This window comes from Mycobacterium sp. OAE908, assembly GCF_017872775.1.
Classification (GTDB): Bacteria; Actinomycetota; Actinomycetes; order Mycobacteriales; family Mycobacteriaceae; genus Mycobacterium.
In genome coordinates, this window is the sequence record NZ_JAGGJL010000001.1 from 2,007,511 (window position 1) to 2,025,696 (window position 18,186).

An 18,186-nucleotide genomic window follows, 5' to 3' on the forward strand; every position below is an offset into this window, starting at 1 on the left:
GCCACTGTCGCTGCCTACGCGGGCAATTCGGGAACTATCCCAACAGCGCCGTGCGCACCCGCGCGAGATCGGCGGCAGGAACGCCCGCCGCTTCGAGGTAACCCCGCAGCGATCCGTAGTTCTCCTCGATCGACCGGCGGGAGGCGTCCAGGTATTCCTCCTGCACGCCGAGCACCGCGTCGGTCAACCGCGCCTCGGCGAACGTCACCTCTTCCGCCGTATCGGTTCGCTCGCGGATCGAAGCCAGGATCTGCTCCCGCAGCCGCGGCACCGCATCGTTGCTGCGCAGAAAATCGGCCACGATGACGTCGCGATCGACGCCGACGGCGCCGAGCACCGTCGCCACGGTGAAACCGGTTCTGTCCTTGCCTGCGAAGCAGTGCGCGATCACCGGCCGCTCGTTGGCTAGCAGCGAAATGACTTGCCGCACAGCGCGTTGCGCGCCGCCCAGGGTGGGGAAGCGCAGGTATTCCTCGGTCATGAATCGGCGGGCCGCGGCGTCGATGTCCTCGTCGTCTGGCTTCTCGCCCATCATCTTCTGGAAGGCGGTCTCGTGTGGTGCCTCGCCGTCGACGGCCGACACCTCGTGGAAGTGCAACAAGTGCACCTCGACGCCAGGCGGCACCAGTCCCGGTCCGTGGCGGTCGATCTCGCGGGCCGAGCGCAGGTCGGCGACATCGGTGATGCCCAACTGGCGAAACGCCTCACGGCCCGAGTCGTCGAGGTGGCTCAGCTCGCTGGACCGGAAGAACCGGCCCGGCTGCACGCCCGTTTCCTCCGCCACATCACGAAAGTTCCACGCTCCCGACAGTTCCCCGATGCCGACCGCCACTAGCCCGTCACCGCCGCCGCAAACGCCGACTTCTCGCGGCCGAGTTCGTTGCGGGCGATGGTCCGCATGTGCACCTCGTCGGGCCCGTCGAACAGCCGCATCGCGCGGTGCCACCCGTACAGCCGGGCCAGCACGGTGTCGTCGCTGATACCTGCCGCGCCGTGCACCTGGATCGCCCGGTCGATCACGTTGCACGCCATCTGCGGCGCGACCGCCTTGATCATCGCGACGTGCTGCTGGGCGTCCTTGCTCCTGTTACCGTGCTGATCGATGGTCCACGCCGCCTTGTGACAGAGCAACCTGGCCTGGTCGATCTCGTTGCGCGACAACGCAACCTGCTGCTGCACCACGCCTTGGTCGGCCAACGGCTTACCGAACGCGATGCGGGTGTTGACCCGGTCGATCATCAGCGCCATGGCCCGCTCGGCGACGCCGATGGCGCGCATGCAGTGGTGGATGCGGCCCGGTCCGAGTCGGGCCTGGGCGATCGCGAACCCGCCGCCCTCCTCACCGAGCAGATTGGCGACCGGCACCCGCACGTTGTCGAAGCTGATCTCGCAGTGCCCGTGCTGGTCCTGCCAGCCGAACACCGGAAGCGACCGCTCGATCGAGACACCCGGGGTGTCGACCGGCACCAGGATCATCGACTGCTGCTGATGGCTGGCGGCATCCGGATTGGTGCGGCCCATCACGATCAGGATCCGACACCGCGGGTCGGCGGCGCCCGAGATCCACCACTTGCGGCCGTTGATGACGTAGTCGTCACCGTCGCGCAGCATCGTGGTCTGGATGTTGCGGGCGTCGGAGGACGCCACCGCGGGCTCGGTCATCGCGAACGCGCTGCGGATCTCGCCGTTCAGCAGCGGCTCGAGCCACTGCTCGCGCTGCTCGTCGGTGGCGAACAGATGCAGCGTCTCCATGTTGCCGGTATCGGGTGCCGCGCAGTTGGTGGCCTCGGGTGCGAGCTCCATGCTCCAGCCCGTCAGCTCGGCCAGCGGCGCGTACTCGAGGTTCGTCAGCCCCGACTCCGACGGCAGGAACAGGTTCCACAGGCCGGCTTCCTTGGCCAGCTTCTTGAGCTCCTCGACCACCGGTGGCACGGTGTGATCCTTCGGGCCCTTTTCCTCGCGGTACGCGTCGTAGGAGGCCTCGGCCGGGAAAACGTGCTCGACCATGAAATCGGCCAGCCGGTCGTAGTAGTCCTGACCCTTGGCCGACATCGCGAAGTCCATGCGGCCACGATATGACACCTGTCGATTGGGGAATCATTGGCAGTGCGTCGGGCGTAGAAACATGACATGACCGAGAGCCGACCGCCGTTCCCCCCGTTCACCCTCGAGACCGCACGGCAGAAGGTGCAGGCCGCCGAAGACGCATGGAACACCCGCGACCCCGAGAAAGTCAGCCTGGCCTACACCGTCGACTCACAGTGGCGAAACCGCGACCAGCACGTGGTCGGACGCGAGGAGATCGTGGCGTTTCTGACCCGCAAGTGGGAACGCGAGCTCGATTACGTACTACGCAAGAGCCTGTGGGGTTTTCGGGAGAACCGGATGGCGGTGCGCTTCCAGTACGAAAGCCGCGACGCCAGCGGCCAGTGGTATCGCAGCTACGGCAACGAGCTGTGGGAGTTCACGCCGGAGGGTCTGATGGCGCGCCGCGAGGCCAGCATCAACGACGTGAAGATCGACGAGTCGGAGCGACGCTACTTCGGCCCGCGGCCGGAGTCGGAATACGGCCTGGACATCCCGCTCTGGTGATCGTCTGCCTGGCTGTCCACCTGCACCTGCTTATTGGGCAGGAACGCGGCGGGCAGGTAAGCCAGCGCGATCAGTATCGCCGCGATGATGAAGACCATCGTGTACGCGTGGGATAGCTCGTGCGCGACCTGCGCGGCGAAGCCGGGTGCTCGCACTTCGGGCGGCAGAGCGGCCGGGTTGACCGGCACGCCGCTTTTCGCGGCGGCTTCCTGCAGCGCGGCGGCCTTGTTCGCGGCGGCAAGGGTTGCGCTTCCGTTGATCTGATTGGTCAGGATCACCGACATCACCGCGGTTCCGATGGAGCCGGCGACGCGCTGGTTGACGTTGATCAGCGTCGAACCGCGGGCCACCTGCTCGGGTCGCAGCGTCTGCACCGCCGAGCCCGACAACGGCATCATCGTGCAGCCCATGCCCATCCCGAACACGGTCAGGCCGGTGACGAGTACCGGGAAGTAGGCGTCCTGGTGCCAGCTGCCGTAGGCGAAAGCGCCCATCCCGGCGCACATCAGCGTGATGCCGACGAGCACGATCTTGCCAGGCCCCTGCCGGTCCATGATCCGACCGGCGATCGGCATGGTGAGCATCGCACCGAGACCCTGCGGAATGATGTGGATCGCGGACTGGAACGGCGTCTGGTGAAACACTTGCTGAAAGTAGCTGGGCAGCAACAGGATTGCGCCGAAGAACGCTGCGGCGAAGACCAACATGGACGCGTTGGCGATGGCCATCAAGCGGTTGGTGAACAGCCGTAGGTCGATCAGCGGCTGCGCGGCACGCGTCAGCGCATGCGCGACGAAGCAGGCGACGAGCACCAGGCCGATGGCCGCGGGAATCCACACGTGGCCGTCCGTCACCCGGCCGTGCTCGGGCAGTGACGACACCCCGTACAGGAAGGTGGCCAGCCCGGGGGACAGCAACAGCATGCCGATCAGGTCGAACGACTCCGTCGCAGACGGGCGGTCCTTGTCGAAGATCAGCACCGCGAGCACCACGGAGACGATGCCGATAGGCACATTGATCAAGAAGATCCACTGCCATCCGTACGCGTCGATGAGCCAGCCACCCAGGATGGGGCCGCCCACCGGGCCGAGCAGCATCGGGATGCCCAACACCGCCATCAGCCGTCCAATGCGCCGGGGGCCTGCCTCGCGCGTCAGGATCGTGAAGACCAAAGGCATCAACATGCCGCCGCCGAGCCCCTGCAGCACCCGGAATGCGATCAGCTGCGTGACGTCGCCCGCCATCGCACACAGCAGTGAGCCCGCGGTGAACAACACGACCGAGCCGATGAACAACCGCTTGGTGCCGAAGCGGTCGGCGGCCCAGCCGGTCAGCGGGATGACCGCCGCCAGCGCAAGCGTGTATCCGGTTGCGGTCCAGGCCACGACCGCCTGCGTCGAACCGAAGTCGCTGATGAAGGTGCGCTGGGCGACGTTGACGACGGTGGTGTCGAGAATCGTCATGATCGCGGCCAGCACACAGACGCTGGTGATCTTCAGCAGGCCTGCATCGATGCGGTCCGGATACTCGTCGGGGTGCTGCGCCGATTCGACGGCAGCGTCCGGGTTCTCCACGCGGTGTGCCACTACAAGTCGACCTCTCCAGAAGAGCAGCTAGGTCGGCTAATGATTCCCCGAGGGACGGGGGTTCAAACCGCGGCGCGGCCCACGCCGACCAGGCACTTGCCGGGAATGGCGTACCCCGTTTGGGCCGCATAACCCGTCAGCACCGATTCGCCCTGATCGCGGATCGCGGAGCGCACGTCGTCAGGCAGCGAGGCCAGCAGCGCCGCGACCGGCCCTGCCAGCGACGGCACGATCTCCCACCACTCGTCGAGGGACGCGACATGCATGGTCGCGTCCACCTCGCGGACGTCGACGCCATCGAACCCGGCATCGGTCAAGACCGTCGCCAGCGCGCCTGGCGCCGACAACGAGAACGGGCCTGGCACGCCGGGTGGTGGGACTGGTGCTCCGAGCTGCGAACCGACCGCGTCGAGTAGCGCGCTGAGCCACGGGTTGGCGGTGGGCGGTCCCCATACCGAGAACGCGGCGCCGCCACCGGAACGCAGCACACGCAGTGCCTCCCGCGCCGCCGCAGTGGGGTCGGCCACGAGCATCAACGCCTCGCGGCTGAAGACCTTGTCGAACGACGAGTCGGCCGCGTCGATGTGTTCCATGTCGAGTTGCCGGGCGTCGACGTTGCGCAGTCCCAGCCGCTCAGCGCGCTCTGCGGCAATGGCCGCCATCTCGGGGCTGACGTCGGAAAGCACAACCCGGCCTTCGGTGCCGACCAGCTTGGCCGCGGCGATGCCGAGTCCGCCTGGGCCGCAACCCAATTCCAGCACGCGATCGCCCGGCTGCACGTCGACGGCCGAGAGCATCGCCTGGGTGACGCCGGCGCCGCGGTCGTCGATGAAATCGGCATAGCGGTCCCAGGAGGGGGCCACCGTCGACCACATCGCATGCAGCGGGTTCGGCTGGCCCATAGCGGTGATTGTAGGGTTATTCGCCTCCCGGGGCGGTGATGATCAGGCCGCCGTCGTGATGCCAGCGGTGGCGGGGGATCACCACGATCGGCGGCCGGGCGATGGTGTTCGGGGTGGCGACGATGCCCGGCCTCGGTGTCGGGTCGTACGAATAGGTGCCCGCGTTGGCCATACCGGCCAGTCCGAGGGCGGCAGTGCCGAGGATGCCTGCCGAGATGGCGGGCAGGGCGATGTAGCGGGCGAAGCTGCGACTGATGGCCATTTGAATTCTCCTGTGGGGGTGGGGTTTTGAGAAACCCTCCCCGGGGCTACTTCGGGGAGGGTTTCGGTCTGGGGGTTATCAGCGGGTGTAGTGGGGCTGCAGGTCGGCGAGGTGGTGGACACCGTGGTGCCAGCGCCAGCCCGGCGTGGCGTCGGGGGCCGGGTGGGCCTTGACGCTCGGGGCTGCCACGGTGGAATGCTGCGGTGTGTCCGCGGTGGCTGCGCTGGCCGTGCCCGCCAGTCCGAGGGCGGCGCCGCCGATGATGCCGGCCGCGACGATCGGGAGGGCGAAGATTCGAGTGGTGTTCATGTGAGTTGTCCTGTCTCCGTTGGCTTTTGAGTTCTGGTGCCGGTGTGTTCCGGTGATGACTCAAGAGTGCCGGTCCGCGGACGCTTTGTATGTCCGGTGATCGGAGGTAGGACAGGATGAACCGCTTGTCCCCCAATCGGGGGAAGTCAGGAGTTCGTCGGAAGCGTTTCGGCGGCGGCGGCCAACGCGGCGAGGTGCTCGTCGACTGTGCGCAGACCCGCGCCCATCGTGTTGATCGTCATGTGCGTGGCGCCCGCGGCTTTCCACTCGGCGAGTTCGTCGGCGACCCGCTGCGGGTCGCCCGCCCAAGTGACCCGGCCCTCCATGCCCAGCGTCGACGGGTCGCGGCCCGCCTCGGTCGCCGCCCGCGCGACGATGTCGCGGGCTTCGTCGAGTTTCGGCCCAGGCCCGGTCATCGGGAACCATCCGTCGGCAAGCCGGCCTGCGCGCTCCAGCGCGGGCCGCGAGGCCGCGCCGATCCACACCGGGATAGGCCGCTGCACGGGTAGCGGCGCCAGGCCGGCTCCGGTCACGCGATGGTGCTTGCCCGCGAACGTCACGGACTGTTCGGACCACAGCCGGCGCATCACCTCGACCTGTTCGCCAAGGCGCCTGCCCCGGTTGGTGAAGTCCTCGCCGAGCGCCTCGTACTCGACGGCGTTCCAGCCGATCCCGACGCCCAAGCGCAGCCGGCCCTCGCTGAGCAGGTCTACCTCCGCGGCCTGTTTGGCGGTGAGCACCGCTTGGCGCTGAGGCAGGATGATCACGCCGGTCACCAGCTCCAGGGTGGTGGTGATGGCCGCCAGGTAGCCGAACATGACCAGTGGCTCGTGGAATGTGGTGCGGATGTCATAGGGGCCTGCCCAGCCCTCGTGCACCTCGGGGTCGGCGCCGACGACGTGGTCGTAGGCCAGCAGATGGGTGAAACCCAACTCCTCGACCGATTGGCCGTAGGTGCGCACCGCGCCCGCATCGCCGCCGAGTTCTGTCTGGGGAAACGTCACGCCAATCCGCATACTGGCCGGCAACGCAGCGAGGCCCTCCCCAATTCCTCGGGGAGGGCCTCAGTGCTGGTCGGCGGCGGTTGTCAGCGGGTGTAGCTCGACTGCAGGTCGCCGAGGTGGTGCACGCCGTGGTGCCAGTGCCAGCCGGGCTGAGCCTCCGGCGCCGGGTGCGCCTTGACCGACGGTACCGCGACGATGTTGTGCTGCTGCGCCTCGGTGGTGGCTGCGCCGGCCGTGCCTGCCAGGCCGAGCGCGGCGCCGCCGATGATGCCTGCCGCGACGATCGGGAGGGCGAAGATTCGAGTGGCGTTCATGTGAGTTGTCCTGTCTGCGTTGGCTTTTGATGTCCTGTGCCGGTGTGTTCCGGCGATGACTCAAGAGTGCTGCAGCACAACGGGTTTGTATGTCCGGCGATCGGCCGGGGACACGGATGAATCACGTGTCCCCCAATCGGAGGAAGAACGGGCGGATGCTGTGCGACGCTGGCGTGGTGACCAGCGAAAAGGTGCGCGTGGTGGTTGGTGACGACCACCCGCTGTTTCGCGACGGGGTGGTCCGTGCGCTGACGTCGAGCGGGTCCATCGAGGTGGTGGCCGAAGCCGACGACGGCCTCTCGGCGCTCGAAGCGATTCGCGCGCACTCGCCGCAGGTCGCCCTGCTCGACTACCGGATGCCGGGGATGGACGGCGCGGAGGTCGCGGCCGCCGTGCTCCGCGACGAACTGCCGACCCGGGTGCTGCTGGTGTCGGCACACGACGAGTCGGCGATCGTCTTCCGCGCGCTGCAGGAAGGGGCGGCCGGCTTTCTGCCGAAGGAGTCGACCCGCAGCGAGCTGATCAACGCGGTGCTGGACTGCGCGAAGGGCCGCGACGTCGTCGCACCGAGCCTGGCCGCTGGCCTGGCCGGTGAGATCCGCAAGCGCGCCGAGCCCGAGGGCCCGGTGCTCAGCCCGCGCGAACGGGAGGTGTTGAAGCTGATCGCGGGGGGCAGCAGCATTCCCGCGATGGCCAAGGAGCTGTTCCTGGCCCCGTCGACCGTCAAAACGCACGTGCAACGCCTCTACGAGAAGCTCGGTGTCAGCGACCGCGGCGCCGCCGTCGCGGAGGCCATGCGCCGCAAGCTGCTGGAGTAGCGTGGCGCGTCCACTCCATGGAGTCATCGACTACTTCGCCGCGGAACCGGTACGCGTCTCGGCGTTGCTGCGGCTGCCGCTGATCGGTCTGATCGCGGTGTTGGTGTGGATCTGGGAGGTGGACCACTGGCTGCCGGAGTTGTACGCGGTGATCCTCGGCATCTACGCGGTCGCCGCGCTGCTGTGGCTCGTGGCTGTGCTGAGGGGGCCGGTGCCACGGTGGGGTGATTGGGCGTCGACGTCCGTCGACCTGCTGGTGATCCTCACGCTGTGTTTGGTTTCTGGCGGTGCGACCGCGGCGCTGCTGCCCGTCTTCTTCCTGCTCCCGATCTCGGTGGCGTTTCAGGATCGGCCGTGGTTGACGGCGATCATCGGAACAGTCACGGCGGCAGGCTATCTCGCGGTATGGATCTTCTACTCCAAACGCGACGACAAGGTCGGACTGCCGAACATGGTGTACACGCACTTCGGCTTCCTGCTCTGGCTGGCAGTCGCGGTGACAGCCCTGTGTTACGTGCTTGCACGCAGATCGGCTCGGGTGCGGGCACTGCAGGAGATGCGGCGCCAGTTGGTCTCGGAGGCAATGCAATCCGACGAGCGGCACAACCGCGACGTCGCCGAGCATCTGCACGACGGACCGCTGCAGACGCTGCTGGCCGCACGGCTCGAACTCGACGAGGCGCGGGAACGCAATCCCGACCCCGCACTGGACATGGTGTACTCGGCGCTGCAGGAAACCGCGAGCGGGCTGCGCTCGACCGTCACGCAGCTGCACCCACAGGTGCTGGCCCAGCTCGGCCTCACCCCGGCGGTGCGAGAACTGTTGCGCCAGTTCGAGTCCCGCAACGACGTGACCGTGCAGACCGACCTCGAGGACGTGGGTAAGCCGGAGTCGCAGGCGTTGATGTACCGGGCGGCCCGCGAACTGCTGACCAACATCGGCAAGCACGCGAAAGCGACGACGGTCCGCGTCGGCCTGCACCGCAAGGGGAACCGGGTGATCCTGACCGTCGACGACGACGGCACCGGATTCGACCCGGCGATCGTCGCGCAGTACGTCGCCGACGGGCACATCGGGCTGGGCTCGCTGCTGGCGCGGTTCGACGCGATGGGCGGGTCGATGGACATCACCTCGCGTACCGGCCACGGCACTCAGATCACGGTGACGTCGCCGCCGGAGCCTGACGCTTCGCGGTGACGTGCACCCGCGCGCCGCGCGCAGGCACCAGCGTGATGTGATGCATGCGCATCGCCTCATCTTGGGGGCGGTCAGCGCGTAACTCAATGCGCCGCAACACAGTTCGCAGTACCGCGTCCATTTCGGTCAGGGCAAACGTCGCACCGAGGCAGCGGCGCGCACCGCCGCCGAACGGAATCCACGCGTACATCGGCACGTCTTCAGCCAACCAGCGTTCCGGCCGGAAGTACGCGGCGTCGTGGCCCCAGATCTTCGGGTCGGTTTGAATGCCGATGATCGACGGCAGCAACAGGGTGCCCGCAGGCATCGTGTGGCCAGCCAACTCGACCGGCTGGGTGACGCGGCGCGCGATGTTCATGATCACCGGCCGCAGCCGCAGCACTTCCTTGGCGACGGCTGCGCGGTACGGGTCACGGGGGTCGCCGAGTCCAGACCGCACCTTGTCCAGCGCGCCGGAATGGCGCAGCAGCCGTTCGAAGGTCCAGGACAGCGCAACAGCGGTGGTCTCGTGCCCGGCCACCAACAGCGTGACCAGTTCGTCGCGCACCAGCCCCGGATCCGGGTCGCCGTCCAGCAGCATCGACAACACGTCGGCCCGCTCGGCTCGGCCGGGATCGGCTCGCCTGCGCTCGATCTCGGCATAGATCAGCCGATCCGCTCGGTCGAGGTCGCGCACGACACTCTTCCACGGCGGCACCCGCAGCAGCCCCGGCCACAGCCAGACCAGCATGTCGCGCAGGTGGAACGCCAGCACGCGCCGCAGTGCCGCGCCGACGGCCCTGGCCCTGTCGTCCTCGTCGACGCCGAGCACCACCCGCACGATGATGCTCAACGTCAGTTCCTGCATCCGCGGCAACAATTCGAAATCCCGGCCGATGGGCCACCCCGCGATCTCCCGCTCGGTCTCCTCTTCCATCAGCGCGGTCACCCGGGCGATGCGTTCGCCGTGGAACGGCGGCAGCATCCGCCTGCGCTCGACGACATGGTCGGGCGCGTCCATCGTCAGCACCGACTGCCTGCCCACCACTGGGGTCAGCAGCGAGTTGGCTTCGCCTGCACGGTAGATCTCCGGATCGCCCCGGAAGATCGTGCGCAGGTCGTCGGGATGGCGCAGCACCACGCCGTAGCCGGTCGGTTCGGCGTTGACGGTGAAGGTGTCGCCGAAGCGGCGGTGCATCGCGGGGATGAACCGCTGCCGTTGCGTCCAGATCAACAGCGATTGCAGCGCGCTCGGCAATCGCGGGCCCGGGGGCAGACCAGCCGCCGAAGTCACCCTCGCCGCGCTCGCGGTGCGCTGCCACGACGACAGTCGGGCGCTCGTGGTCTCGATCACCATGAGCCTGGTTATACGCCCGGCGAATAATTGCCGTCTACCGCCCGCAGTAGGAATTGCGTCGTTAAACCACGCGCGATCACCAGCGGCTACGGCACCATTAGCCCATGGAGCCGCAGTGGCAGCCGTCCCATGACTCCCCGCAGCCGCCAGGCGCGCCTGCATACGGACCCCCCGCATACGGACCGCCCCCATACGGACCCTCCGCGTACGGGGCGCCCGGCTATGGGTGGTCACCGCCGCCGCAGCAATCGCCGTGGGGTCCGCCGCCCGGTCCGCATGTGGTGTGGGCCGTCCTGTTGTGGGGCCTGGCGGTCGTCAGCCTCATCGGTGTGGTGATCGCCGGCTTCATTGCGTTCGTGGGTTTCTATTCCAACAGCTACCTCGACTCCTACGGCGTGACGACCACCGCGACCGTCACCGATTTGGAGCTCTTCACCGACTCCGTCACCGTCGAGTTCACCACCGCCGAAGGCGCACCAGCCACGGCCGAGTTCGTCTGGGTCACCGGCACCCGTCCCGCTGTCGGCGACGAAATCCAGATCACCTACGACCCTGCCGACCCCACGTATGCCACCGAGGCAGGCAGTGACTCCGACGTCGCGATGGGCGTGGTCTACGTCCTCGTGGCGCTCGTGGCCCTGGCCGTCGCGGTTGGCGCGGTTGTCGGCGCGATCCTCGTGCACCGAAGGCGGGGCAAGGCTAAACGTCAGCGCGCTATGTGGTGAGCCCGCGCGCGATGACGAGCCGCTGGATCTGGTTGGTGCCCTCGAAGATCTGAGTGATCTTCGCTTCGCGCATATAGCGCTCGACGCGGAAATCGCGGGTGTAGCCGACGCCGCCCAACACCTGCACCGCGTCGGTGGTGACCTTCATCGCCGCGTCGGTGGCCACCAGCTTGGCCACGCTGGCCTGCTGTGAATACGGCCTGCCCAGGTCGCGTCGACGCGCGGCGTCCAGGTACGTGGCCCGCGCGCTCGCCACTGCCGCGGCCATGTCGGCCAATACGAAGCCAAGGCCCTGATGGTCAATGATCTTGCGGCCGAACGTCGTTCGCGCGTTGGCGTACTTGACGGCCTCGTCCAGCGCCGCCTGCGCCAACCCGACCGCGACCGCCGCGATACCCAGCCGGCCCGAATCCAATGCCGAGAACGCGATCTGCAGCCCCTGGCCCTCCGCACCGATCAGCCGGTCGGCGTCGACAACCGCGTTGTCATAGAACGCCGACGTCGTCGGCACCGCGTGCAACCCCATCTTCTCTTCTGGCTTACCGAAACTCAGCCCGTCCAGATCGCCGGGCACCAGGAAACACGAAATGCCGCGAGAGCCTTCACCAGTGCGTGCGAACAACGTGTAGAAATCGGCGCGCCCGCCGTGGGTGATCCACGACTTGGAGCCGTTGAGCAGATACCCGTCATCCGACTTGATCGCTTTGCACTGCAGTGCCGCGGCATCGGAACCGGCCTGCGGTTCGGAAAGGCTGTACGCGCCGATCTGCTCGCCGCTCAGCATGCCGGGCAGCCAGCGCTGCTTCTGCTCGTCGGTGCCGAACGCCAGCAGCGGATGCGACGAGAGACTGTGCACGCTGACCGCCACCGCGACCGCCGCCCAGCGCGCCGCGATCTCCTCGAGCACCTGCAGATAGACCTCGAAGGGCTGGCCACCGCCACCCCACTGTTCGGGCTGCGGCAGGCTGAGCAGCCCGGCGGCACCGAGTTGGGCGAACACGCCCTCCGGGTACGTCTCTGCTTTCTCGTGCGCGTCGACGATCGGGTCGAGGACCTTGTCGCAGATGTCGCGGGTCAGCGCGACCAGGTCAACGGCGTCGTCGCTTGGCAGCAGGCGGTCGACGGCCATGTGCGTGCGTCAGACCTTCGCGGTTTCCGAGAGCGCCGCGTTGATCGCGTCGACCCGGTCCTTGGCGTCACCGAACAGCATCTGGGTGTTCTGCCGGAAGAACAGCGGATTCTGTACGCCCGCGTAGCCCGATGCCATGGACCGCTTGAACACGATGACGTGGTTGGCGTTCCACACCGTGAGCACCGGCATGCCGGCGATCGGGCTGCCCGGATCCTCCGCGGCCGCCGGGTTGACGGTGTCGTTGGCGCCGATGACGAGCACGACGTCGGTGTCGTCGAAGTCGTCATTGATCTCGTCCATCTCCAGCACGATGTCGTAAGGCACCTTGGCCTCGGCCAGCAGCACGTTCATGTGGCCGGGCAGGCGGCCCGCGACGGGGTGGATGCCGAAGCGGACGTTGACGCCGCGGGCGCGCAGCTTGCGGGTCAGGTCGGCGACGCCGTACTGGGCCTGGGCGACAGCCATGCCGTAGCCGGGCGTGATGATCACCGAACTGGCCGATTCGAGTAGTTCGGCGGCGCCCTCGGCGTTGATCTCGCGGTGCTCGCCGTAGTCCTTGTCGTCGGCGGGGCCTGCCTCGATGCCGAAGCCGCCCGCGATCACCGAGATGAACGACCGGTTCATCGCCTTGCACATGATGTAGGACAGGTACGCACCCGAGGAGCCGACGAGCGCGCCGGTGACGATCAGCAGGTCGTTGGACAGCAGGAAGCCCGAAGCCGCTGCCGCCCAACCGGAGTAGCTGTTGAGCATCGACACCACGACCGGCATGTCGCCGCCGCCGATCGAGGCGACCAGGTGCCAGCCGAGCAGCAGTGCCAGCGCGGTGACCACCACCAGCAGCCACAGCTGCGGGCTGATCACGAACCAGACGGTCAGCGCGGCGAACACGACGAGCGCGCCGACGTTGAGGAAGTTCTTGCCGGGCAGCATCATCGGCGCGGACTTGATGCGGGCCGAGAGCTTGAGGTTGGCGACGATGGAGCCGGTGAAGGTCACCGCGCCGATGAAGACGCCGATGACGACCTCGGCCGAGTGGATGCCGAGCATGCCCTCGTGATGCAGCAGCGTGGCCTCGGATCCCGCGAGATCACGTTCGACGTGCAGATAACCGTTCCACCCGACCAGTACGGCCGCCAAGCCGACGAACGAGTGCAGCAACGCGATCAGCTCGGGCATTCCGGTCATCTCGACGACCTTGGCGCGCCACAGACCGATGGCCGCGCCGATAGCCATGGCACCGAACAGCAGTGCGACGCCGACGGGTTCGATGTCGTGGGCGAAGGCCAGCGCGATCGTCGCGACCAGGGCGACGGCCATGCCGGTGATGCCGAAAGTGTTGCCCGCCCTTGATGTTTCGTGCTTGGACAGGCCGGCCAACGCCAAGATGAACAGGATGGCCGCGACGACGTAGGCCGCGGTTGCGGTGGTTTCCAGCGACATGGTCAGCTCCTCGAGAACATGGCCAGCATGCGGCGGGTCACCGCGAAGCCGCCGAAGACGTTGATGCTGGCGAGCAGGGTCGCCAGGGTCGCCACCGCGGTGACGACCACATTGCCGTGCCCGATCTGCAGCAGGGCACCGACGACGATGATCCCGGAGATCGCATTGGTCACCGACATCAGCGGGGTGTGCAGCGCGTGGTGCACGTTGCCGATCACGTAGTAGCCGATCACGATGGCCAACGCGAAGACGGTCAGATGCACCTGCAGCGCGGCAGGCGACAGCGCGATCAGCGCGAACAGTACCGCCGCGGCGGTGAAGGTCAACCCCAGCCGGCGCGCGGTGGTCATGGGTTGTTTGGCCGGTTTCTGCTCGACCGGAGCGGCCGCGGCAACCGGAGCGGCGGACACCTGCACGGGCGGCGGCGGCCAGGTGATCTCGCCGTCGCGGACCACCGTCACCGAGCGCTGAACCACGTCCTCGAAATCGAGGATGAGCTTGCCGTCCTTCTCGGGGGTGAGCAGCTTGAGCAGGTTCACCAGGTTGGTGCCGTAGAGCTGTGACGCGGTTGCGGGCAGTCGGCCCGCCAGATCGGTGTAGCCGATGATCGTCACGCCGTGGTCGGTGACGACCGCCTGGTCCTTGACGGTGCCCTCGACGTTGCCGCCGTTGGCCGCCGCCATGTCGACGATCACGCTGCCGGGCCGCATCGAGGCGACCATGTCGGCGGTGATGATGCGCGGCGCCGGTTTACCGGGGATCAGCGCGGTGGTGATGATGATGTCGACGTCCTTGGCCAGGTCGGCGTAGACCTGAGCCTCGCGGGCCTTGTAGTCGTCGCCCATCTCTTTGGCGTAGCCGGTGGCCGAGACCTCGGCTGCCTCCGGGTCGACAGAAACGTACTCGCCGCCGAGCGAGCGGACCTGATCGGCGACCTCGGGCCGCGGGTCGGTGGCCTGCACGATGGCGCCGAGGCTGCCCGCCGCCCCGATGGCGGCAAGGCCGGCGACGCCCGCGCCGACGACCAGTACCTTGGCCGGCGGCACCTTGCCCGCCGCGGTCACCTGTCCGGTGAAGAAGCGGCCGAAGCTGTGCGCGGCCTCGACCACGGCCCGGTAGCCGGCGATGTTGGCCATCGACGACAGCACGTCCAGCGACTGGGCCCGCGAGATACGCGGAACAGCGTCCATGGCCAGCACGGTGATCGGCCGGGTGGCCAGCTGTTCGACGAGTTCCGGCTTGAGCGCGGGGGAGATCAGACTGATCAGGGTGGCGCCGTCGCGCAGGGCGGCGATCTCAGCGTTGTCCGGCGCGTTGACCTTGAGCACGACGTCGGCCGTCCAGGCGTCACCGATCGCGGCACCCGCTTCGGTGAACGCCTCGTCGGAGAAGCTCGAGGCGGCACCCGCGCCGGTCTCGACCACTACCTCGTAGCCCAGCTTGATGAGTTGGCCGACCGTCTGCGGCGTGGCCGCCACGCGCGTTTCGCCAGGCAGCGACTCTCTCGGGATCCCGATGATCATCGATTTCGATCCGATCTAGGTTCTGACACGGTCCGCGTCTGGGACGCGTGGAATACGTCAGTCTAAGAGTTGACAGAAATCGGCCATGTGTCCTGTGGGTCGGTCGCCCCAGATCACCGCCGAACGTGGGTTACCCGCACGCTTTCTTCGCCTCGAGCGTGCGGGTAACCCACGTTCGCGGGCGCCGCGGGGGTTGGCGCAGTAAAACTCGCGCTGAGCGCAGACCTTCACCGAACGGTCTCGTCCCGGTACCAATACGCGGTGTCTGTTTTCGTTGATACTGCCCCCGACGAGTCGCTCGCCGATTCGCCGCCGGCCGTCGTGCCGTCAGGCAGGTGGCGCGGGCGACTGACGCGGGCCGCGTTGCCACTGCTTTCGGTCGTCGTGTTCTTCGTCGTGTGGCAGCTCATCGCGGCAAGCGGCATCTGGAACCAGACGTTCGTGCCCTACCCCAGCGCGGTGTGGCACGCGTTCCTCGACGTCTCGACCACACACGACGGTGTCCGCGGCTACGCCGGATACCTGTTGTGGGAGCACCTCTACATGACGCTGCGGCGCGTGTTCGCCGGCGTGGTGATCGGTGTCGTCCTCGGCGTACTGCTCGGCCTGGTGATGGGGTCGGTCGGCTGGGTGCGCAGCGTGCTCGAACCCTGGCTGACGTTCCTGCGTGCGCTGCCGCCGCTGGCCTACTTCTTCCTGCTCGTCATCTGGCTGGGCATCGACGAGGCCCCGAAGATCACGCTGCTGGCGCTGGCTGCGCTGCCGCCCGCCGCCGTCGCCACCACCGCGGCCGTCGTCGCCGCACCCGTCGGTCTGCAGGAGGCGGCGCGCGCTTTGGGCGCCTCGCGGCGTCAGGTGATCCGCGACGTCGTCGTCCCGTCAGCGCTGCCCGAGACGTTCACCGGAGTCCGGCTTGCGGTCGGCATGGCGTACTCCTCGGTGGTCGCGGCCGAACTGTTCAACGGGCTGCCCGGCATCGGCGGCCTTGTCAAAGACGCAAGCAATTACAACAACACCCCCGTCGTGCTGGTCGGCATCTTCGCCATCGGGATCTCCGGCCTTGTCATCGACGGTCTGCTTCGCGCCGTGGAGCGGCGCGCCGTCCCCTGGAGAGGCAAGATATGAAACTCAAGGCACTGTTCGCGGTTGTCGCCGCCACGTTGGCGTTGGCAGGCTGCTCGGTGGATCGGTCAGCGGACCAAGCCGACAAACCGACGATTCGCATTGGCTACCAAAGCTTTCCGTCCGGCGACCTGATCGTCAAGAACAACAAGTGGCTTGAAGAGGCGTTGCCGAACTACAACATCAAGTGGACGAAGTTCGACTCCGGCGCCGACGTCAACACCGCGTTCATCGCCAAGGAACTGGACTTCGGCGCGCTCGGCTCAAGCCCGGTCGCGCGCGGGCTGTCGGCACCGCTGAACATCCCCTACAAGGTCGCGTTCGTGCTCGACGTCGCGGGCGACAACGAGGCGCTCGTGGCGCGCAACGGCAGCGGCATCAACACGATCGCCGACCTGAAGGGCAAGCGCATCGGCACCCCGTTCGCATCGACCGCGCACTACAGCCTGCTGGCGGCGCTCAATCAGAATGGGTTGTCCGCCAAGGATGTTCAGCTCGTCGACCTCCAGCCGCAGGCCATCCTTGCGGCGTGGGACCGCGGCGACATCGACGCCGCTTACTCCTGGCTGCCCACCCTGGATCAGCTGCGCAAGAGCGGCAAGGATCTGATCACCAGCCGTCAGCTCGCCAAGGACGGCAAGCCGACGCTGGATCTCGGCGCGGTCCGCGACGAGTTCGCCGATGCACATCCCGACGTCGTCGACACCTGGCGGCAGCAGGAAGCCCGCGCACTCAAGCTGATTCACGACGACCCCGCCGCCGCGGCCAAGGCCATCGCCGCGGAGATCGGGCTGAGCCCCGACGAGGTGGCGGGTCAGCTCAAGCAAGGGGTCTACCTGACGCCAGAACAGGTCGCGTCGCCGGAATGGCTTGGCGCAGAAGGTAAGCCGGGCAACATCGCGGTCAACCTGCAGAGTGCGTCGCAGTTTCTGGCCGACCAGAAGCAGATTCCGTCGGCGGCTCCGCTGCAGACCTTCCAGGACGCGATCTACACCAAGGGGTTGCCCGGTGCCATCACGTAGTGACGGCGCGATCCGAATAGAGGCGGTCAAGCATCGCTACGGCCGCGGTCGCGACGGGGTCACTGCGCTGGGCCCTGTCGACCTGACCGTCGACCCGGGATCGTTTCTCGTTCTGGTCGGCGCGTCGGGTTGCGGCAAGAGCACGCTGCTGCGGCTGCTGGCCGGCTTCGAGTCGCCGAGCGAGGGCTCCGTGCAGATCTCGGGTTCCGCGCCGACGCCAGGGGTGACCGCAGGCGTCGTGTTCCAACAGCCGCGGCTTTTCCCGTGGCGCACGGTCGGCGGCAACGTCGACCTCGCGCTCAAGTACGCCAACGTGCCGCGCGAGCGGCGCGCCGAGCGTCGCGATCAACTGCTGGCGCGCGTGGGCCTGGAGGGCACCGCCGATCGCAAGATCTGGGAGATCAGCGGCGGGCAGCAGCAGCGCGTCGCGATCGCCCGGGCGCTGGCCGCCGAGACGCCGTTGTTTCTGCTCGACGAACCGTTCGCGGCGCTCGACGCGCTGACCCGTGAGCGCCTGCAGGAAGACGTCCGGCAGGTCAGCGCGGAGTCGGGTCGCACGACGGTGTTCGTCACGCATAGCGCCGATGAAGCGGCGTTCCTGGGTTCGCGGATCGTGGTGCTGACCCGGCGCCCGGGGCAGGTGGCGCTGGATCTGCCGGTCGACCTGCCGCGCACAGGCGTCGACCCTGATGAATTACGTCGCTCGGCGGAATACACCGAGTTGCGCGCCGAAGTCGGGCGCGCGGTGAAAGCAGCGGCTGCTTAAGGCTTAGACCGGGGGATACGCCGGGGGTGGATATACGCCGCGCAGGATCCATGCGAACCAGTTGGCGCCGTACTCGATCTCGTCGCTCGCGTCATAGTCCGGATTCGGATCCATGGGCTCACCCTCTCGCGT

19 protein-coding genes and 1 pseudogene are annotated in these 18,186 nt (G+C 67.6%); 7 read left to right on the forward strand and 13 right to left on the reverse strand.

Annotation, left to right across the window (positions count from 1 at the left end; translation table 11 throughout):
- Positions 1–34: 34 nt before the first annotated feature.
- Both J3E61_RS09895 and J3E61_RS09900 read right to left on the reverse strand, forming a co-directional pair.
- Entirely contained in the window at positions 35–832 is a 798-nt protein-coding gene (locus tag J3E61_RS09895) for a tyrosine-protein phosphatase (RefSeq protein ID WP_210083426.1), read from the reverse strand.
- Complete coding sequence (locus tag J3E61_RS09900; protein WP_210085496.1) at positions 832–2,052, reverse strand: acyl-CoA dehydrogenase family protein; 1,221 nt, start codon at positions 2,050–2,052, stop codon at positions 832–834. Before J3E61_RS09900 ends, J3E61_RS09895 begins: the two co-directional genes overlap by 1 nt.
- A gap of 78 nt (positions 2,053–2,130) precedes the next feature.
- On the opposite strand from J3E61_RS09900, the gene J3E61_RS09905 reads away from it, so the two are divergent.
- Positions 2,131–2,592, forward strand: a complete 462-nt coding sequence (locus J3E61_RS09905) for a nuclear transport factor 2 family protein (protein ID WP_210083427.1) — start codon at positions 2,131–2,133, stop codon at positions 2,590–2,592.
- Here J3E61_RS09905 and J3E61_RS09910 read toward each other — a convergent pair.
- From J3E61_RS09910 to J3E61_RS09935, 6 genes are all read right to left on the reverse strand, one after another.
- Positions 2,538–4,178, reverse strand: a complete 1,641-nt coding sequence (locus J3E61_RS09910) for a DHA2 family efflux MFS transporter permease subunit (protein WP_210083428.1) — start codon at positions 4,176–4,178, stop codon at positions 2,538–2,540. The genes J3E61_RS09905 and J3E61_RS09910 overlap by 55 nt on opposite strands.
- A gap of 62 nt (positions 4,179–4,240) precedes the next feature.
- On the reverse strand, positions 4,241–5,080 hold the full coding sequence (locus J3E61_RS09915) for a methyltransferase domain-containing protein (RefSeq protein ID WP_210083429.1): 840 nt from the start codon (positions 5,078–5,080) through the stop codon (positions 4,241–4,243).
- Between the two features lie 16 nt (positions 5,081–5,096).
- Positions 5,097–5,342: a hypothetical protein gene (locus J3E61_RS09920; protein ID WP_210083430.1), complete on the reverse strand. Its 246-nt coding sequence runs from the start codon at positions 5,340–5,342 to the stop codon at positions 5,097–5,099.
- Between the two features lie 78 nt (positions 5,343–5,420).
- The gene (locus J3E61_RS09925; protein WP_192725038.1) at positions 5,421–5,651 is read right to left on the reverse strand and encodes a hypothetical protein; all 231 of its coding nucleotides are present in this window, start codon (positions 5,649–5,651) and stop codon (positions 5,421–5,423) included.
- 146 nt (positions 5,652–5,797) lie between these two features.
- Positions 5,798–6,667, reverse strand: a complete 870-nt coding sequence (locus J3E61_RS09930; RefSeq protein WP_210083431.1) for an LLM class F420-dependent oxidoreductase — start codon at positions 6,665–6,667, stop codon at positions 5,798–5,800.
- Positions 6,668–6,738: 71 nt separating this feature from the next.
- On the reverse strand, positions 6,739–6,969 hold the full coding sequence (locus tag J3E61_RS09935) for a hypothetical protein (protein ID WP_210083432.1): 231 nt from the start codon (positions 6,967–6,969) through the stop codon (positions 6,739–6,741).
- 155 nt (positions 6,970–7,124) lie between these two features.
- Here J3E61_RS09935 and J3E61_RS09940 point away from each other — a divergent pair, with 155 nt between their 5' ends.
- Complete coding sequence (locus J3E61_RS09940) at positions 7,125–7,787, forward strand: response regulator (RefSeq protein WP_192725041.1); 663 nt, start codon at positions 7,125–7,127, stop codon at positions 7,785–7,787.
- A 1-nt stretch (position 7,788) separates the two neighbouring features.
- Positions 7,789–8,985, forward strand: a complete 1,197-nt coding sequence (locus tag J3E61_RS09945; RefSeq protein ID WP_210083433.1) for a sensor histidine kinase — start codon at positions 7,789–7,791, stop codon at positions 8,983–8,985.
- Here J3E61_RS09945 and J3E61_RS09950 read toward each other — a convergent pair.
- Complete coding sequence (locus J3E61_RS09950; protein WP_210083434.1) at positions 8,945–10,321, reverse strand: cytochrome P450; 1,377 nt, start codon at positions 10,319–10,321, stop codon at positions 8,945–8,947. The genes J3E61_RS09945 and J3E61_RS09950 overlap by 41 nt on opposite strands.
- A gap of 104 nt (positions 10,322–10,425) precedes the next feature.
- Between J3E61_RS09950 and J3E61_RS09955 the strand changes: the two genes are divergently transcribed.
- Entirely contained in the window at positions 10,426–11,046 is a 621-nt protein-coding gene (locus J3E61_RS09955; RefSeq protein ID WP_210083435.1) for a hypothetical protein, read from the forward strand.
- On the opposite strand, the gene J3E61_RS09960 is transcribed toward J3E61_RS09955, so the two are convergent.
- Genes J3E61_RS09960 through J3E61_RS09970 form a run of 3 tightly spaced genes read right to left on the reverse strand, consistent with a single transcriptional unit; the run spans position 11,036 to position 15,144 of the window.
- Complete coding sequence (locus J3E61_RS09960) at positions 11,036–12,175, reverse strand: acyl-CoA dehydrogenase family protein (RefSeq protein WP_210083436.1); 1,140 nt, start codon at positions 12,173–12,175, stop codon at positions 11,036–11,038. The two genes, J3E61_RS09955 and J3E61_RS09960, sit on opposite strands and share 11 nt — an antisense overlap.
- A 9-nt stretch (positions 12,176–12,184) precedes the next feature.
- Positions 12,185–13,621, reverse strand: coding sequence for a Re/Si-specific NAD(P)(+) transhydrogenase subunit beta (gene pntB, locus J3E61_RS09965; protein ID WP_192725046.1), 1,437 nt, complete (start codon positions 13,619–13,621; stop codon positions 12,185–12,187).
- A 2-nt stretch (positions 13,622–13,623) separates the two neighbouring features.
- On the reverse strand, positions 13,624–15,144 hold the full coding sequence (locus tag J3E61_RS09970; protein ID WP_192725047.1) for a Re/Si-specific NAD(P)(+) transhydrogenase subunit alpha: 1,521 nt from the start codon (positions 15,142–15,144) through the stop codon (positions 13,624–13,626).
- A gap of 261 nt (positions 15,145–15,405) precedes the next feature.
- Between J3E61_RS09970 and J3E61_RS09975 the strand changes: the two genes are divergently transcribed.
- From J3E61_RS09975 to J3E61_RS09985, 3 genes are read left to right on the forward strand one after another with little or no spacing between them, the layout of a single operon-like run.
- Positions 15,406–16,269, forward strand: a complete 864-nt coding sequence (locus J3E61_RS09975; RefSeq protein ID WP_210083437.1) for an ABC transporter permease — start codon at positions 15,406–15,408, stop codon at positions 16,267–16,269.
- Positions 16,266–17,288, forward strand: coding sequence for an ABC transporter substrate-binding protein (locus J3E61_RS09980; protein ID WP_210083438.1), 1,023 nt, complete (start codon positions 16,266–16,268; stop codon positions 17,286–17,288). Before J3E61_RS09975 ends, J3E61_RS09980 begins: the two co-directional genes overlap by 4 nt.
- Complete coding sequence (locus J3E61_RS09985) at positions 17,275–18,054, forward strand: ATP-binding cassette domain-containing protein (protein WP_192725050.1); 780 nt, start codon at positions 17,275–17,277, stop codon at positions 18,052–18,054. Before J3E61_RS09980 ends, J3E61_RS09985 begins: the two co-directional genes overlap by 14 nt.
- A gap of 3 nt (positions 18,055–18,057) precedes the next feature.
- Here the strand turns inward: J3E61_RS09985 and J3E61_RS09990 are convergent.
- A pseudogene (locus J3E61_RS09990) lies at positions 18,058–18,183 on the reverse strand (CAP domain-containing protein); the annotation flags it as partial.
- Positions 18,184–18,186: the final 3 nt, after the last annotated feature.

Excerpts from the sequence above, each read along its gene's own strand:
- J3E61_RS09930 (WP_210083431.1), bottom strand. The coding sequence starts at position 6,667 with ATGCGGATTGGCGTGACGTTTCCCCAGACAGAACTCGGCGGCGATGCG.
- J3E61_RS09920 (WP_210083430.1), bottom strand. The coding sequence starts at position 5,342 with ATGGCCATCAGTCGCAGCTTCGCCCGCTACATCGCCCTGCCCGCCATC.
- J3E61_RS09955 (WP_210083435.1), top strand. The coding sequence starts at position 10,426 with ATGGAGCCGCAGTGGCAGCCGTCCCATGACTCCCCGCAGCCGCCAGGC.
- J3E61_RS09915 (WP_210083429.1), bottom strand. The coding sequence starts at position 5,080 with ATGGGCCAGCCGAACCCGCTGCATGCGATGTGGTCGACGGTGGCCCCC.
- pntB (WP_192725046.1), bottom strand. The coding sequence starts at position 13,621 with ATGTCGCTGGAAACCACCGCAACCGCGGCCTACGTCGTCGCGGCCATC.
- J3E61_RS09950 (WP_210083434.1), bottom strand. The coding sequence starts at position 10,321 with ATGGTGATCGAGACCACGAGCGCCCGACTGTCGTCGTGGCAGCGCACC.
- J3E61_RS09900 (WP_210085496.1), bottom strand. The coding sequence starts at position 2,052 with ATGTCGGCCAAGGGTCAGGACTACTACGACCGGCTGGCCGATTTCATG.
- J3E61_RS09925 (WP_192725038.1), bottom strand. The coding sequence starts at position 5,651 with ATGAACACCACTCGAATCTTCGCCCTCCCGATCGTCGCGGCCGGCATC.
- J3E61_RS09940 (WP_192725041.1), top strand. The coding sequence starts at position 7,125 with ATGCTGTGCGACGCTGGCGTGGTGACCAGCGAAAAGGTGCGCGTGGTG.
- J3E61_RS09980 (WP_210083438.1), top strand. The coding sequence starts at position 16,266 with ATGAAACTCAAGGCACTGTTCGCGGTTGTCGCCGCCACGTTGGCGTTG.
- J3E61_RS09960 (WP_210083436.1), bottom strand. The coding sequence starts at position 12,175 with ATGGCCGTCGACCGCCTGCTGCCAAGCGACGACGCCGTTGACCTGGTC.
- J3E61_RS09970 (WP_192725047.1), bottom strand. The coding sequence starts at position 15,144 with ATGATCATCGGGATCCCGAGAGAGTCGCTGCCTGGCGAAACGCGCGTG.
- J3E61_RS09905 (WP_210083427.1), top strand. The coding sequence starts at position 2,131 with ATGACCGAGAGCCGACCGCCGTTCCCCCCGTTCACCCTCGAGACCGCA.
- J3E61_RS09935 (WP_210083432.1), bottom strand. The coding sequence starts at position 6,969 with ATGAACGCCACTCGAATCTTCGCCCTCCCGATCGTCGCGGCAGGCATC.